The organism is Brevundimonas sp. DS20 (assembly GCF_001310255.1).
Classification (GTDB): Bacteria; Pseudomonadota; Alphaproteobacteria; order Caulobacterales; family Caulobacteraceae; genus Brevundimonas; species Brevundimonas aurantiaca.
Genome location: NZ_CP012897.1, coordinates 1,630,082 through 1,642,773, shown reverse-complemented (window position 1 = coordinate 1,642,773; position 12,692 = coordinate 1,630,082). Strand labels below are relative to the sequence as shown.

The following is a 12,692-nucleotide window of genomic DNA, read 5'->3' as shown; positions in this document are numbered from 1 at the left end:
TTAGACCACGGATGCCGCTCCGATCAAAACCCCTGGATGGATTCCCGCGCCATCAGCATGGCCCCATCCAGCCCGGCGTGTCCGCGCTCGGCCGCAACCAGATAGCCGCCCTCGCCCATCACGAGCGCCGCGCCATAGCCGTTGACCCAGCGCCGCGCCGCCGCCTCGACCTCGGCGATCAGGCCGGACGTCGACATCACACCGCCGCCCATGACGATCCGGTCGGGCGCCCAGGCGAAAACCAAGCCGGCGATCATCTGGCCCAGATAGTCCGTGACCACGGCCCGAACCGCATCCACTTCTTCCAGCCGACGCCCCGCCAGCCGCACCTGCACCGCCGGTCCCGCCGCCAGCCCCTCCACACAGTCAGCATGAAAAGGACAGGCGCTGACCTGGGCGTCGCCCGAGAGGCGCTGGACGAACAGATGGCCGATCTCGGGATGAAGTGCGCCTTTCAGGGTCTGGCCGTCCACACACAGCCCGCCGCCGATCCCGGTGCCGACGGTGACATAGGCCACAGCCCGCGCCCCGCGCCCCGCGCCCAGTCGCGCCTCCGCGACGGCGGCGGCGTTGACGTCGGTGTCCACGACGAAAGGGGTGTTCAGCCGCTCCGCCAGGGTCTTCGCCAGATTGAACCCGGTCCAGCCCGGCTTGGGCGTCGCCAGCATCAGGCCGCGATCCTGCGAGGCCGGATCGACCACCAGGGGGCCAAACTGGCCACGCCCAGTCCCGAGACCGCCCTGTCGCCCGTCGCGGCGATCAGGGCCTCGACCGCCGCCTCGGGCGCGCCAGTCGCAAACCGTCCCTGATCCAGCACCGCGCCGGCCGCATCCTCGACCCGCCACACGATCTTGGTCCCGCCGGTTTCGACGGCGAAGAAGACGGGCTGGGACATGGGGAGGCTCCTCCGAAGGGAGAAATGGTACGTCCTCTCGGGCTCGAACCGAGGACCCTCTGATTAAAAGTCAGATGCTCTAACCAACTGAGCTAAGGACGCAGCCAATACAAACAACGACTTAAGACACAGACTGTATAGTCGGTTTGTCATCGGTTTGTGGAGCGGGTTTCTGGTTCATTCTCGACAAGAGGTCAAGGGCGACCGCGTCGCTCGACACATATTTCGTTAGAAGGGCGTCAACTGCGGACTCCGACCATCCCATGATCGTCGCAATATCGCGCTTCGGGGAGCCGGATATGAATAGGCGGGTCGCGGCTGTCCCCCGGAGGTCGTGGAAGCGCAGTCCGGTGATTCCAGCTTCCGCCTTGGCCTTCGCAAACATCGTCTTGAACCCGCTGGGGGTCCAAGGCTCTCCCCGGCTATTGGTCAGCACCGTGAGAGCCCGCACGGGCATGGCCTTGATCAGCGCCTTGGCGCTCAGCGTCAGCGGCACGACGACCTGCCGCTTGCGCTTGCTGGTCTTCCAGACGATGGCCTGGGCCGTGAGCGCGGATCGTGGAAGCTCCAGCAGGTCGCCCATCCGAAGGCCGGTCTCTGCCGCCAACTGGACGGCCCAGCCGACTTCCCTGGATGCCTTGGAGACAATGGCAGCTATGTCTTCGTCAGACCAGATCGCGTCCGATCGGTCAGCTTCGTGAAGGCGCTCAACATCATCGGTCGGCCTGGCGCTGGCGAGCCCTCGACCCCGCGCCCATTTGAACAAGCGCCCAACGGTCTGAATGGCGTAGTCGGCGGCGCGGGGGCGGTCGGCCCATTGGTCGCGCCACTCCAGAAGTTCGGTCTTGGCCCGCTCGCTTGCAAAGGCGTTGACGGGCAGATCCCCGAACTCGGCATCGAACGCCTTGAGGTATCGGGTGTACTCGACCTGACTGCTTCGGCTTATCTTCGCCCATTCTGGGGAGGCCTTGAAGGCGTAGATCAGGCCCTTGACGAAGCGTTTGTCGTCAGTCCTGCGGATCGGGGCGCGGGCCTCTTCGATCTTCGCGGCCGTACCGCTTCGACCCAGCTCCAGCTCCATGAGGCGATTGGCTGCGACAAGGCTTCCGGCTTCAACGCGGGCGACCAGGGGGCCGCCCCGGAAGGCATAGGCGTAGATGGCGACGCGGCCCCCGCTAAGCCGCTTCGTCGCCTTGTGAAGTCCGGTCAGCCTTGCGCGCACGATACCTGTCCCAGGCTTGTTCTGACGCATCTGCGCCCGTGTTGTCGTTGGAGGTCAAGACCCGGAACCCGCCATCGGGCGCCATTTCAACGCCGGTGATCGTCAGGCCCAGCTTTTTCAGGCTGCGGATCGTCTTGCTGACGGATGGCTTCTGCGTCATCCCCCCTCTCCCTTCCCATTGCGGGCGAGGAAGGCGCGGGCGGCTCGGTAGATCAGCGCTCGGGCCTCGTCCTCTTCCATCCATCCGGCGCCATAGGGCCCGTCGTCCCATTCCTCTTCCATGTAGAAGCCATCGCGCGGAATACCCTTGGCTGGGTCTTCAAGTACGAATCCGCCGCCTATCTCAATGCTCCAATGCTCGCCCCGTGCTCGGAAGTAGAAGGGCTCGCCAGCAATTGTTCCATAGCCCTGTACGGGGCAGTTTCCGCCAATGCCGGTGATAGACACCGGCAAATCGAAATCCGCCAGCTTCTCCAGCGCGTCTAGGTCGATGACCTTTTTGTTGTCGTCAACAATATGGTTTGTCATTTCGCATCTCTCATTGCGTCGGCGGCCGATTTGAGAAACGCCTGCGCCATCACAAGCCAGATCATCCCAGGACTGTCGTCTACGGCCTTTTGAGCCTGTCCGGCCTCGACCATTTCAGGGGTGGCGTCCAGCGGGAGAGACTGGAGCTCATCAGCAAGCCGCCGATCGTTCTCGTTCAGCTTGCCCCAAAGGGCTTGCATGTCTGGAGTGACGCTCACTTCTGCGTCTCCTGCTGTAGGGCGGCTTGGATCGCATCGTCTGGTGTGTCGCCGCGACCGATCAGGGTCCATTCACGGTCGTTTCGTCCGCCGTTGACGCTGTGGACCGCCCAGCACCCAGGCTCGCTTTCGTCGTCCAGATAGCAGAACGACAGTTCCCAGTTAATGTGCCGACCGAACTTCGCCAGCCGATCCGCTCGGGCCTCTGCCGCTTGGGCTCGGTCTGCTGCTGCGCATGTGTCCGCCCACACGCGGTCAAAGCTGGTGTTGTCGTGATACCCACGCTCCGCCTTCGCTCGGCTCAACCACTGTCGCCGCTTAACAATGCTGTCGGTCTTGTCTTCTAGCTGGCGCTCCGCTGCTCCGGCCCGGCGGTCTGCATCGTCCCGCTCCCGTTCCAACTCAGCGATCCTCGCCTCTGCGGATGCGGGCGGCGGGGATGGGTGGGCGCTGACAAGACGGACAACGTCATCAGTGGCGGCATCCAAGAAACCGTCAGCCGCATAACCGGCGTCGTGATAGCCTCGGGCCTCGCACCCTGCCTCGATGATGCAGCCACACGGCTTGCCATCGCGTTCGTCCTGCATGGCGCGGGCGAGTGCGCTCTTGATCGGATACCATAGGCCCGACCGCTCCCCCGCCGCCCCTTCGTCCTGGGCCACGGACTGGACCGGCGTCGGTCGGTCTTTGTGCATCGAAAGCATTCTGTCGAGCTCTTCGTCCGTCAGTCCTTCACGAACCGCAATGGCGCGGCAGTCTCGTTCCCATTGATCCCAAGTCATTGCTCACCTTCCCCGCCGCTGTGGTGCCCCACAGGCGCGGGCTCCGCTGCTGGTGTGAGCAAGGACAGGGCCAGTTCCTCTATTTTCGACAACGCCCCGAGGGCCTGAACAGTGGTCCCTGATGCCCCGCGCTTGACCTCGTCCACAATCTCCTCAACGACAGCCGCCACACCGGCAGGCGCGGGGCTTATAAGGGCGAAAGCCTCCAGCGCGGCGTCTGCGTCGTAATAGTCTGAGGTCCACGGCTCGGGATGTCCGCGCCGTTGTCCCAGTGCAGTCGCCAGCGCCTCCCGCACGTCATCTGTCTTACTGGTCATTGGTCTGGTCCTTGGGTTGGGTGCGGAGGTTGAAGCCAGCGTGGCAGATGGTGAGTCCAACGACAGCGGAGAGGACGTCCACCCACGCGGGCATATCGACGACCGCCCCGAGCCGGATGACGTACAGCCCGAGAACCAGGACTATGACTGAGCCAATCAGTCTGCCCATCACCCTTCCCCCCGTTCGATTTGGGCGATGAGGGCTGGAAGCTGGTTGAGGGCGAGCCATGTGTCAGGCTCCATGGTCATTGCCTGAGCGCGACATTCTCCGAACCCGACCTCGGCATAGTCCGGCGTTTCCGTGATGGTGATCGGCAGCAGGCGGTCAATCGCTCGCTTCAGTTCAGCCAGATCGACAGCCGGGGCGGGGGTGGTGCGGAGGGCTATGCGCTGATTGATCTTGGCTGCGATCTCCGACACGTCCGCACGTTCGTCAAAAGTCGTCATGATCTCGTACAGGTCGTCGCCCGTAATCCACTCCCGCTCCGCCCCGCCCGTGTTGTCGATCAGCGATGTGATGGCCTCAACCCGATCAGCAGCCGTATGCTTGTTCTCTTCCATGGGTCAGGCTTCCTTGTCGGATTGGGTGAGGGCGGATTCGGCGAGCTCGTCACGAATGGCCCGCGCCGTTTCCTCGCCCCATTTGAGGACTGAAAGGCGCCAGTCTTCGGCTTCCTCGGCCGGCCGCTCGGACCATTCGATCGCAGCGACCGCCGATGACGGGTTGACCTTGAAGGTGCCGCACCATCCATGTTCGGCGCCCTCGTCCCGCCAGTTGTGCTCAAAGCCGGTTTTGACAGTGTTGAAGAGGGCGGCGAGCCAGCCGTAGGGCGGGCGCCAGGCGGTATCAAAAATCAAGGTCAAGGCGCCATCGTCAAAGGCCGCAGGCCTCTGATCGTAAGCGTTCCATTTCGTGCCCCAGTTGGCGGCACACCAGTCGAGAGCCGTCAGCTTGAAGGCGCGCTCATGGTTCTGACCGACGTTCCCCATCCAAGCGTTCAGCGGGATCGGCAGCAGGACTCCAAAATCAACCTCGCCCTCGGCATTGCAGGCCGCCGCTGTGATCTGAGCCCGCTGATCCTCGGTGATGCCCCTAAAGACAATCTCATTCGTCACGTGATTGGGCATGGGTCAGGCTTCCTCTTGCTGGGGGTCATTGGCCGCGCGTTGGCGCATGGCCTTCTTCGTGAGCTTGAGCCGGCCGTCGAAGCCGCGAGAGACGGAGCCGAAGCCCCGGCCCTGAATCTTGCGGGCCGGTTCGCCGGTACACGTTTCACCCGCGAGACGCTGGGCCTTCGCAATGTCCCTGCGGTCATGCGGGGTCTTCGACGCATGACAGCCCTTGTGTGCCGGGTAGAGGTTTTCGTCGCTGTCATCGGCGCTGATGGCGCGGGGGATGCGGTGCTCGATCTCGTATTCGGACCCATGGATCTTGAGCCCGCAGATGCCGCACTTCCCGCCGTGGGCGAGGAAGATTGAGGCCCGGCGCTTTGCCGAGAACTTCGGGCGCGGCGGGACGACGACACGGGAGCGCGCCGGGATCAGGCTGAAGTCGGGCTTCATCCGAAGCTCTCCAGCGCGTCCCGCATGGCCTTCTCGACCCGTTCGGCTTGATCCGGCGCCGTGGCTTTCAGCAGCTCGATACGGCCCCGATAGTTGCGGCTGGCCTCGATGGTCTTCAGTTCGGCAAGGTTCTTGAACGCCAGATCGGCGATGAACCGCTCAACCCCGTCTGAGACATCGACGGCCGAACCCGTTCCTTCATTGGCGCCATTCGCCTCAGCGGGTTCGGCCGTCTCTTCCCTGGTCAACGGAGGGGCTTTGTCACCAGGGAAGGTCTCGCCCTCATCGGTACGCGGGTCACTGTTCCCATCCGATGAGGGCTGTTCCGAAGCCGGTCTCTCAGCGGCTTCGAAATCTGTGTCTTCAGGCGCGGGCAAGGCGTCGGCCTCAAAGCCCGCGTGAAGTCGTCTTGCCTGCGGCTCGACAATCGAGACGGCGGCGGCGCCATACGCCTGCCCTTCCATCTCTTCGGCCGCGTATTCGTTTCCGATCTCCTCGGGGAAGGCCCGGCGCAGGGCGGCGGCCTCGGCGCACTTCTCGATCTGACCGCGCGGCCGCTTCAGCCACATGCTGTTAGGGGCCTTCGTGTCCCGCTTGGCGGTGGCGTAGGTCTCGATCCAGAAGACCTTGGGGCCGACGAAGGGGACGCGCTGTCCCGCGATCAGCCGATAGACCGTGCATTGCGCCCATTCGGGATAGCGGACCTCGACCCCGCCAAGGGTCTCTTCGATCATCGGGCCGTAGGCCGTGTCGTCGAACCCGGCGAAGTTCTTCGTCCGCATCGCCGTGGTGCGAAGCTCGGAAATCCCAGGCCAGACGGTATCGACCATCTCGCGGCGCTTGCTGTCCCAGATGGGGACGATCTGGACCGGCTTCTTGAAGATGTCGAGGTTGCGCGCCCGGCAATAGCCGAGGGCCATGATGATGCTCTCGGGCCGGTTCGCGGCCGGGAACACGGCGTCGGTCAGAACACGCCATGCGGTTTGATCGACCCCGAAGCGTTCGGCCACAGCCGGGTGATAGGGCAGACGCGGCCCTTGGATGACGACGGCGTTCATGATCAGGCGGCTTCCTGCTGGGTTTCGGGGAAGGTGACGGGTTCGTGGATGCGCTCCAGCCACGGCGGGAACTCATGGTCGGCGGGCTCTTCCGTCGTCTCGACCACGGCCCAAGGCACGTCGAAGCCGAAGCGGTCACGGAAGGCGACGAAGTTGGACATGGCCACGGCGACCTTCTTCTCGCCGGTCAGATAGGTGGCGTCCTTCGGAGCCAGGAGGATCGGCTTGACGACGGGGGCGTGTCCCTTCTCGTCGTCCTGGCGGCGGTAGAAGATCCAGCCCCAGCGCCAGGTTTTCACGGCCGCGACTTTGCGGAGCCATGCTTCTTGTTCGGGGCTGGCGCCGAAGATCGGAAGCTCGCCCATAAGGGACCGGGCCACGTCATAGGCGTAGCGCTGCACATCCATGGAGCGGCCGGCGACCAGACCTAGGCATTGCTGTTTCGTTGTGTCGCCCTTGGCGTCCCCGCCGAAGGTCTTCAGGTCGAGGGAAAAGGCTGGCAGCAGCTTGTCGATGCGGCAGCGGAGCCTCACCCCCGTCGCCGGGTCGGTATAGAGGATCGAGACCTCGGACATGCCCGCTTGCATGGGCTCGCCAAGCTCGGGATGGCGCCGGATCAGCGCATCCATGTGACGAACCCGGCGGTCTGTGTCGGCGTCGATGATCGAAACGCCGGGGCGGTCGTGTTGCTCGATCCAGGCTTTGCAGACCTTCGACCCGCCGTGCCAGGGCTTCACTTCGCCGGTCTTCTCGTCCTCATAGGTATCGGGACGGATGACGAACCCGGCCTTGTATGCGGCCTCGCCTTCCAGCAGCAGGGCGTGAAGGGCGGACCCGAAGAGCATTTCGGGAGACGGGTCTTTGGCTTTCCGGTTCGGGTTGTGACGGCTGCGATACCACCAATCCGCCGGGTCGCGGTGCAGGACGACCAGATCAGTCGAGCCCAAGCGGTCCTGTGCGAAGTAGTCCTCCGCAGGGAGGTTCACATAGACGCCATCGGGCAGGTTGTTGTCGTTCATGGCTTGCGCCTCAATGGAATGGAGAAGATCGCCAGCAGCCCGATGGCCACGGCGAGGATTTGAAGGGCGAGCACGGGCGGGACGCGGGCCTAGTCGACATATTCGACATCGCTCCGAATGATGCTTGGGTCGGCGGCGACCTGCTCCAGCATGTTCGCCAGCCCGCCACCGCAGATCGTGAAGCCTTGCCGGGTGTATTTGATCACCCGCCGAAGGCTGGACGCGCCGTAGCGAAGACGGCCGGGCACGAGCTTGTTGCTAGCCAAGTCCCAAAGGGTCCAAGCCCCGAAAGACAGTTGAGCGCCATCGAAACCGCACTGACAGATGCTGAAATCGAAGCTATCCAGAACCGCGCCTCAGGCTCTCGAAGTAGTCGATGCGTATAGCCTGCACCTTCAGTTCAGGGCCGCCCGGCGAAAACTCATCATCACCGATAGGCTTGGCCTTGACCGCTGGCAGGCAGAACGTGACGTTGAAATCGCTCTCGTTCGTCCGGAACGCGCCAGATTTCTCTATGGCTTTGCAGAAGGCATCAAACTGCGCTTCGTCCCGGAAGAAGAAGTCGAAGTCGCTGTCCTGCTTCTTCCGGGTGACTAGCCGACGCACCGCGCCGCCAGCGATCCATGGGCCATTAGGCGACAGGTTCGGCAGTCGCTCTAGCGCCTTTGCAAAGTCGGTCGTCTCGTATTCCCGATGCCCGTAACGACCCCAGAACGTGTCGAGGTCAAAAGTCTGAAAGGTCGCGGTCATGTGTTCATCCAAAGCGCAGTGATCACAGCGACCCCGACCAGAAGGACAGCCGAGACGCGGATCAGGTTGACGGGGTAGCGGCGGGGTTCAGGCTCACGTCTGGCGTCGGCCATGACCTGGGCGCAGTACCGTTCGTTCCAGCGGTCGCGCACACTGTCCCATTCGGGATTGGACAGGGCGCCGGTGATGGGGTGGCGGGTCATCACGAGGCCTCGCCGATCTTCCGAAGGATCAGGCCCCCGTTGAGAATGTGATCGCGGGTCGCGGCCTTCATGTCCGGCGTGAAGGCATCGGGGCGATACCATTCGAAGTCGGCGACGGTGTCTTGCGGAACTTGATAGGATCGGCTCTGCGCGTACCCGCCACAGTGACGACAAGAGGTCAGGAACGGGGTGACGCCAGGCTCTCGGTCAATGGTCCACATTGCCTGACCGCAGCCGTTCGCGGAGGTCGCGCCCACGCCCATGCTTTCGCCGATGCAGACGTACAGGTTCTTGCGTCCAGCGTTGGCAAAGCCATTCACGCCATTGAAGTGCTTTCCGGCGTTTTCGGCCGCAGCAACGATTTCAGGGGCACGGGCCATCATGCTGCCCTCGCCATGTTCGCCGGGGGCGTCGGATCGTCGTCGTTGTCGGGCTCGGCCAGCTTCCGGCGCGCCATGGCGTCGCCCAGCTTGACGGCTTGCTCAACGGACCGGACCTGAAGCTCAATCAGGGTTCCCAGGATTTCGCGGGTGAAGGCGTCTTCCTCGGGTTCATAGGTCGAGGCCCAGCGTTCGCGATGGTCGCGGATGGCTTCGATAGCCGCGTCAACGGCGGACAGGGCCGCGCCTTCCTTCAGGGTGTTGATGGCTTCGGCGCGGGTCAGAACCCGGCCTAGGATGGGTGTCGAGGCGTTCCATGGTCAGGCCTCCACCAGCTTGCCGCTTTCGGCGCGGTACCATATGTCGGCCTTAATGCCGTCCCGCCCGACGATGCCGCTGGCGGTAGAAAGGACCGGATAACCGCGACCGTCCCAATTGCCGCGCTCTACGGCGAACAGAGCCACACCATGAGCGCCCATGACACGGCCCGCCTTTACCCGGCGCCATGGCCGCGCCCTGATAGCCGGATGCGGTGGCCGCGCCCTGATAGCCGGATGCGGTGGCCGCGCCCTGATCGCCGGATGCGGTGGCCGCGCCCTGAGTGCCGGATGCGGTGGCCGCGCCCTGATAGCCGGATGCGGTGGCCGCGCCCTGAGTGCCGGATGCGGTGGCCGCGCCCTGAGTGCCGGATGCGGTGGCCGCGCCCTGATCGCCGGATGCGGTGGCCGCGCCCTTATAGCCGGATGCGGTGGCCGCGCCCTGATCGCCGGATGCGGTGGCCGCGCCCTGAGTGCCGGATGCGGTGGCCGCGCCCTGAGTGCCGGATGCGGTGGCCGCGCCCTGATCGCCGGATGCGGTGGCCGCGCCCTGATAGCCGGATGCGGTGGCCGCGCCCTGATCGCCGGATGCGGTGGCCACGCCCTGAGTGCCGGATGCGGTGGCCGCGCCCTGATAGCCGGATGCGGTGGCCGCGCCCTGAGTGCCGGATGCGGTGGCCGCGCCCTGATAGCCGGATGCGGTGGCCGCGCCCTGAGTGCCGGATGCGGTGGCCGCGCCCTGAGTGCMGGATGCGGTGGCCGCGCCCTGAGTGCCGGATGCGGTGGCCAGACCATTGAGCTTCATCGCCACCGGACCCTCAAGGGTCGCGCGGTCCATGACCCACTTGACCGCTTCCAAGGTCAGATCGCGAAGCCCAATCTCTTCACCGACCTTCAGGATTTCACCCGCGACCTTGATGTTGTCGTCGGTGTCCGTGGCGCCGGAAAGCGTCACACGGCAGAAGCGCGAACCGGCCGGGGCGTAGTATTCGAAGACCGACAGCGGGTGCGCGTCGCCGATGATGGCGTGAAAGCCGCTTTCGCAAGCTTTGACCTTCCCGGTGTGCGTGTAGGTCTTGCCGACCTCAAACTGAAACCCGCGACACGTCAGGTCGGCGTTGAAGCCCTTGATTGCGGACACGGGTGCGGCGTCGGCCGCCTTGGGTTTGCGGGCCATTAGGCGGCTTCCTTGTTGGTGAGATTGTCGTTAGCGGTCGATGCGCGCGGAGCCGTCGTGAACACGCCGACCAGCTTGTCCGTCCGGAACTTGCCGACCCAGCTTTCCGAGACGGCCCGGCCGTGTTGGCAGGAGATCATCTTGGGTTCGGGGCCGGTGATGTCGGACAGGACGGCGGCATGGAAACCGTCGCGGCCCATGTTGAAGACCAGAACGTCGCCGGGCTTGGCCTGCGCCAAGGTGATCGGGGCCATGCCGCGACCCAAGAAGGTGTTCAGGGCGATGGAGCGTTCGCGCGGACCCCAGCCAGGGGCGAAGGTCAAAGCCTTGCCGCCGAAGCAGCGGGCGATCAGCGTCCAGCCGTTGAAAGAGGTCTCAGCGTCTTGGGTGCTGGCGTAGGTCGTGCCGATCAGGGCGCGGGCGGTTTCCAGCGCGGTCTGACGGGTGATGCGGGCGGTCTTGAGCGACATGATTGCCTCCGTTGATGGAGGCATAATGCATCATGCATCACGGGATGCAAGTGCATTTTGCATCTTTTCGTGCCGCACGGCGCAAATCGCAGCCGTGGTTGACGGATGCGCGTCTTTCAGTGACCGTATGGTCACGTTCTGTTCTCGATGTTCGAAATCAGGCGTCCGGGCGGCGGCTAGAGGTAGCTAACAACACCGCCGCCCGGCCTCTTCCCCTTGGCTCCGAGGAGCCGCTTTAGAAGGTAGCCATTCATGGCACGCAAAAATCCCAAGATCAACGCCCCGGCCGAACCATCCGCCTATCCAATGCCTCGCCCAGGCAATGGAAGCTCATCAACGGCAAAAGCCAACGACAACGGTGGCGCACTCCGCACCATGTCATCGGTCGAGATCGCAGAACTGACCGGGAAGCGGCACGACAACGTCATGCGTGACATCAAGTCGATGCTGGACGACCTCGGAGCGGCAGCCCTCACTTTTGAGGGCTCCTATCAGGGTGCCAATAGGAAACAGCTTCCCTGCTTCAACCTCCCCCGCCGCGAATGCCTGATCCTCGTATCCGGCTACAGCGTCGAGCTTCGCGCCCGAATCATCGACCGATGGGAGGAGCTGGAGAATGAACGCGCTCACGCTCTTACCAGCTTGCACGACGGGATTGTCACAGGCCTCGATCCAAGGGTCGCCGCTCAGATCGGCGGCATACTAAAGGGCATCGTGAACAACCAACTGGCCGTCATCCTGCCACAGATGATTCAAGCGGCCGTCTTGACTGACCACTATGTGGCGGTGCGCGGGCTTACGGCTGGCGAAGTTCTTGACCTGGCGGGATATACCGACCGCAGAGGCTTGCGGCAGCTACCCAGCTTCGTTTCCGGCAAACTGCGCCCCTACCATGCGTCTCGGGAAGTCGTCGCACCGAAGGCGAAGCTCGGTCGAAGCGAGGCTTACGTCTTCGACCGGAACCTCTGTCGAGAATGGCTGGACACCGGAGGGCGTAAGGCAATCGACATGAAGATTGCCGAAATCCGAGGCCAACTGACACTCAAGCTCGTCCGCCCCTAAGCCTACAGGCCCCGGCTTCGGTCGGGGCCTACTATCGCGGCCGCACGTCTTTCACGCGCGCGGCCCATCCCACCACTTGGTTCAGTAGGGGCTCATCCATCGTATTCGAAAACAGATGGAACGTCCCGTCTCCTGCACTGCGAAGGATCTTCACCAAGACCCGCCCGTCTTCCAAGCCGACCACGCAAAGCCGTCCGTGCAGATCGGGCGTGACCGGCGAACGAACGTCATCATAGAAGACGATCCCCTCATCAAAGGCCGGGCCTAGACTGGCGCCTCGAATGCCGAGTGCGACCGTGTTTGGGGTTGCGTTTGCTGGAGCTTCCACTTCGTCAAGTTGTCCCTGGCCCTCTGAGAACAGGGTCGCGACCGACCCCGCCCCAACTAAGCCGACCAGCGGGACAGAATCGGACGTAGGCGCGTCTTCGATCTCTCCACGCCCATACAGAAGCCATTCCGGCGTCACCCGATAGAACCTGGCGTACCTATCAGCCTTCAGCCTAAACCCGCGCTGACCATTCTCGTGCTGGACATAGGTTGCTACCGGAATGCCCATGGCTTCCGCTGCGTCCTTGGCGGTAGCAAGGCCCGCTCGTTCGCGAGCGTCCTTGAGTCGGTCGTGCGGCTCTCTCATGCAAAACGCATACTTCGTAGCGTGATGCATTTGGCACTTGCCAAGTGATGATGCATTTAGCATCATAGATGCATGAGAACGCATGACCAAATCATCG

At 63.7% G+C, this 12,692-nt stretch carries 21 protein-coding genes and 1 tRNA gene; 1 reads left to right on the top strand and 21 read right to left on the bottom strand.

The window, feature by feature from the left end:
• Positions 1–23: 23 nt before the first annotated feature.
• The 20 genes from JL11_RS07930 to JL11_RS07835 form a co-directional block, all read right to left on the bottom strand.
• Positions 24–701: an ROK family protein gene (locus tag JL11_RS07930; protein ID WP_231681436.1), complete on the bottom strand. Its 678-nt coding sequence runs from the start codon at positions 699–701 to the stop codon at positions 24–26.
• Positions 668–895 (bottom strand): hypothetical protein, encoded by a 228-nt coding sequence (locus JL11_RS17925; protein ID WP_231681434.1) that lies wholly within the window; start codon positions 893–895, stop codon positions 668–670. The genes JL11_RS07930 and JL11_RS17925 overlap by 34 nt, the downstream gene beginning before the upstream one ends.
• Before the next feature lie 25 nt (positions 896–920).
• A tRNA-Lys gene (locus tag JL11_RS07925) sits at positions 921–997 on the bottom strand.
• 19 nt (positions 998–1,016) lie between these two features.
• Positions 1,017–2,117: a tyrosine-type recombinase/integrase gene (locus tag JL11_RS07920; protein WP_194167014.1), complete on the bottom strand. Its 1,101-nt coding sequence runs from the start codon at positions 2,115–2,117 to the stop codon at positions 1,017–1,019.
• Positions 2,071–2,277 (bottom strand): hypothetical protein, encoded by a 207-nt coding sequence (locus tag JL11_RS17475; protein WP_054765188.1) that lies wholly within the window; start codon positions 2,275–2,277, stop codon positions 2,071–2,073. Before JL11_RS17475 ends, JL11_RS07920 begins: the two co-directional genes overlap by 47 nt.
• On the bottom strand, positions 2,274–2,645 hold the full coding sequence (locus JL11_RS07910) for a hypothetical protein (protein ID WP_054765187.1): 372 nt from the start codon (positions 2,643–2,645) through the stop codon (positions 2,274–2,276). The genes JL11_RS17475 and JL11_RS07910 overlap by 4 nt, the downstream gene beginning before the upstream one ends.
• On the bottom strand, positions 2,642–2,863 hold the full coding sequence (locus JL11_RS07905) for a hypothetical protein (protein WP_156314180.1): 222 nt from the start codon (positions 2,861–2,863) through the stop codon (positions 2,642–2,644). Before JL11_RS07905 ends, JL11_RS07910 begins: the two co-directional genes overlap by 4 nt.
• The gene (locus tag JL11_RS07900; protein WP_156314179.1) at positions 2,860–3,645 is read right to left on the bottom strand and encodes a hypothetical protein; all 786 of its coding nucleotides are present in this window, start codon (positions 3,643–3,645) and stop codon (positions 2,860–2,862) included. Before JL11_RS07900 ends, JL11_RS07905 begins: the two co-directional genes overlap by 4 nt.
• Positions 3,642–3,962, bottom strand: a complete 321-nt coding sequence (locus JL11_RS07895) for a hypothetical protein (RefSeq protein ID WP_054765184.1) — start codon at positions 3,960–3,962, stop codon at positions 3,642–3,644. Before JL11_RS07895 ends, JL11_RS07900 begins: the two co-directional genes overlap by 4 nt.
• Positions 3,963–4,130: 168 nt before the next feature.
• Positions 4,131–4,523 carry a hypothetical protein gene (locus JL11_RS07885; RefSeq protein WP_054765182.1) on the bottom strand — a complete coding sequence of 131 codons (393 nt, stop codon included), beginning with the start codon at positions 4,521–4,523 and terminating at the stop codon, positions 4,131–4,133.
• A 3-nt stretch (positions 4,524–4,526) separates the two neighbouring features.
• Positions 4,527–5,090, bottom strand: coding sequence for a hypothetical protein (locus tag JL11_RS07880; RefSeq protein WP_054765181.1), 564 nt, complete (start codon positions 5,088–5,090; stop codon positions 4,527–4,529).
• Between the two features lie 3 nt (positions 5,091–5,093).
• Positions 5,094–5,525 carry an HNH endonuclease gene (locus tag JL11_RS07875; protein ID WP_054765180.1) on the bottom strand — a complete coding sequence of 144 codons (432 nt, stop codon included), beginning with the start codon at positions 5,523–5,525 and terminating at the stop codon, positions 5,094–5,096.
• Positions 5,522–6,583 (bottom strand): phage recombination protein Bet, encoded by a 1,062-nt coding sequence (gene bet, locus JL11_RS07870; RefSeq protein WP_054765179.1) that lies wholly within the window; start codon positions 6,581–6,583, stop codon positions 5,522–5,524. The genes JL11_RS07875 and bet overlap by 4 nt, the downstream gene beginning before the upstream one ends.
• Positions 6,584–6,585: 2 nt before the next feature.
• Positions 6,586–7,602 (bottom strand): PD-(D/E)XK nuclease-like domain-containing protein, encoded by a 1,017-nt coding sequence (locus tag JL11_RS07865; protein ID WP_054765178.1) that lies wholly within the window; start codon positions 7,600–7,602, stop codon positions 6,586–6,588.
• 89 nt (positions 7,603–7,691) lie between these two features.
• Entirely contained in the window at positions 7,692–7,868 is a 177-nt protein-coding gene (locus JL11_RS17470; RefSeq protein ID WP_156314178.1) for a hypothetical protein, read from the bottom strand.
• Positions 7,869–7,941: 73 nt separating this feature from the next.
• Positions 7,942–8,352 carry a hypothetical protein gene (locus tag JL11_RS07860; protein WP_054765177.1) on the bottom strand — a complete coding sequence of 137 codons (411 nt, stop codon included), beginning with the start codon at positions 8,350–8,352 and terminating at the stop codon, positions 7,942–7,944.
• Positions 8,349–8,555, bottom strand: a complete 207-nt coding sequence (locus JL11_RS07855; protein ID WP_054765176.1) for a hypothetical protein — start codon at positions 8,553–8,555, stop codon at positions 8,349–8,351. The genes JL11_RS07860 and JL11_RS07855 overlap by 4 nt, the downstream gene beginning before the upstream one ends.
• A complete protein-coding gene (locus JL11_RS07850; protein ID WP_054765175.1) occupies positions 8,555–8,938 on the bottom strand; it encodes a hypothetical protein in 384 nt (127 codons plus the stop codon). Before JL11_RS07850 ends, JL11_RS07855 begins: the two co-directional genes overlap by 1 nt.
• Positions 8,939–9,304: 366 nt before the next feature.
• A complete protein-coding gene (locus tag JL11_RS07840) occupies positions 9,305–10,429 on the bottom strand; it encodes a DUF7666 domain-containing protein (RefSeq protein ID WP_054765173.1) in 1,125 nt (374 codons plus the stop codon).
• Positions 10,429–10,899: a hypothetical protein gene (locus tag JL11_RS07835; RefSeq protein WP_054765172.1), complete on the bottom strand. Its 471-nt coding sequence runs from the start codon at positions 10,897–10,899 to the stop codon at positions 10,429–10,431. Before JL11_RS07835 ends, JL11_RS07840 begins: the two co-directional genes overlap by 1 nt.
• A 252-nt stretch (positions 10,900–11,151) precedes the next feature.
• Between JL11_RS07835 and JL11_RS17175 the strand changes: the two genes are divergently transcribed.
• Positions 11,152–11,961 (top strand): Rha family transcriptional regulator, encoded by an 810-nt coding sequence (locus JL11_RS17175; RefSeq protein ID WP_197273360.1) that lies wholly within the window; start codon positions 11,152–11,154, stop codon positions 11,959–11,961.
• Positions 11,962–11,992: 31 nt separating this feature from the next.
• Here the strand turns inward: JL11_RS17175 and JL11_RS17920 are convergent, their stop codons facing one another.
• Positions 11,993–12,595, bottom strand: a complete 603-nt coding sequence (locus tag JL11_RS17920) for a helix-turn-helix transcriptional regulator (protein ID WP_082382637.1) — start codon at positions 12,593–12,595, stop codon at positions 11,993–11,995.
• Between the last annotated feature and the right edge of the window lie 97 nt (positions 12,596–12,692).

Bases quoted from the DNA above. Each gene is read 5' to 3' on its own strand.
- JL11_RS07910 (WP_054765187.1), bottom strand. From the start codon at position 2,645: ATGACAAACCATATTGTTGACGACAACAAAAAGGTCATCGACCTAGAC.
- JL11_RS17475 (WP_054765188.1), bottom strand. From the start codon at position 2,277: ATGACGCAGAAGCCATCCGTCAGCAAGACGATCCGCAGCCTGAAAAAG.
- JL11_RS17920 (WP_082382637.1), bottom strand. From the start codon at position 12,595: ATGAGAGAGCCGCACGACCGACTCAAGGACGCTCGCGAACGAGCGGGC.
- JL11_RS17175 (WP_197273360.1), top strand. From the start codon at position 11,152: ATGGCACGCAAAAATCCCAAGATCAACGCCCCGGCCGAACCATCCGCC.
- JL11_RS07875 (WP_054765180.1), bottom strand. From the start codon at position 5,525: ATGAAGCCCGACTTCAGCCTGATCCCGGCGCGCTCCCGTGTCGTCGTC.
- JL11_RS07865 (WP_054765178.1), bottom strand. From the start codon at position 7,602: ATGAACGACAACAACCTGCCCGATGGCGTCTATGTGAACCTCCCTGCG.
- JL11_RS07855 (WP_054765176.1), bottom strand. From the start codon at position 8,555: ATGACCCGCCACCCCATCACCGGCGCCCTGTCCAATCCCGAATGGGAC.
- JL11_RS07880 (WP_054765181.1), bottom strand. From the start codon at position 5,090: ATGCCCAATCACGTGACGAATGAGATTGTCTTTAGGGGCATCACCGAG.
- JL11_RS07885 (WP_054765182.1), bottom strand. From the start codon at position 4,523: ATGGAAGAGAACAAGCATACGGCTGCTGATCGGGTTGAGGCCATCACA.
- JL11_RS07860 (WP_054765177.1), bottom strand. From the start codon at position 8,352: ATGACCGCGACCTTTCAGACTTTTGACCTCGACACGTTCTGGGGTCGT.
- JL11_RS07835 (WP_054765172.1), bottom strand. From the start codon at position 10,899: ATGTCGCTCAAGACCGCCCGCATCACCCGTCAGACCGCGCTGGAAACC.
- JL11_RS07895 (WP_054765184.1), bottom strand. From the start codon at position 3,962: ATGACCAGTAAGACAGATGACGTGCGGGAGGCGCTGGCGACTGCACTG.
- JL11_RS07900 (WP_156314179.1), bottom strand. From the start codon at position 3,645: ATGACTTGGGATCAATGGGAACGAGACTGCCGCGCCATTGCGGTTCGT.
- JL11_RS17925 (WP_231681434.1), bottom strand. From the start codon at position 895: ATGTCCCAGCCCGTCTTCTTCGCCGTCGAAACCGGCGGGACCAAGATC.
- JL11_RS07850 (WP_054765175.1), bottom strand. From the start codon at position 8,938: ATGATGGCCCGTGCCCCTGAAATCGTTGCTGCGGCCGAAAACGCCGGA.
- bet (WP_054765179.1), bottom strand. From the start codon at position 6,583: ATGAACGCCGTCGTCATCCAAGGGCCGCGTCTGCCCTATCACCCGGCT.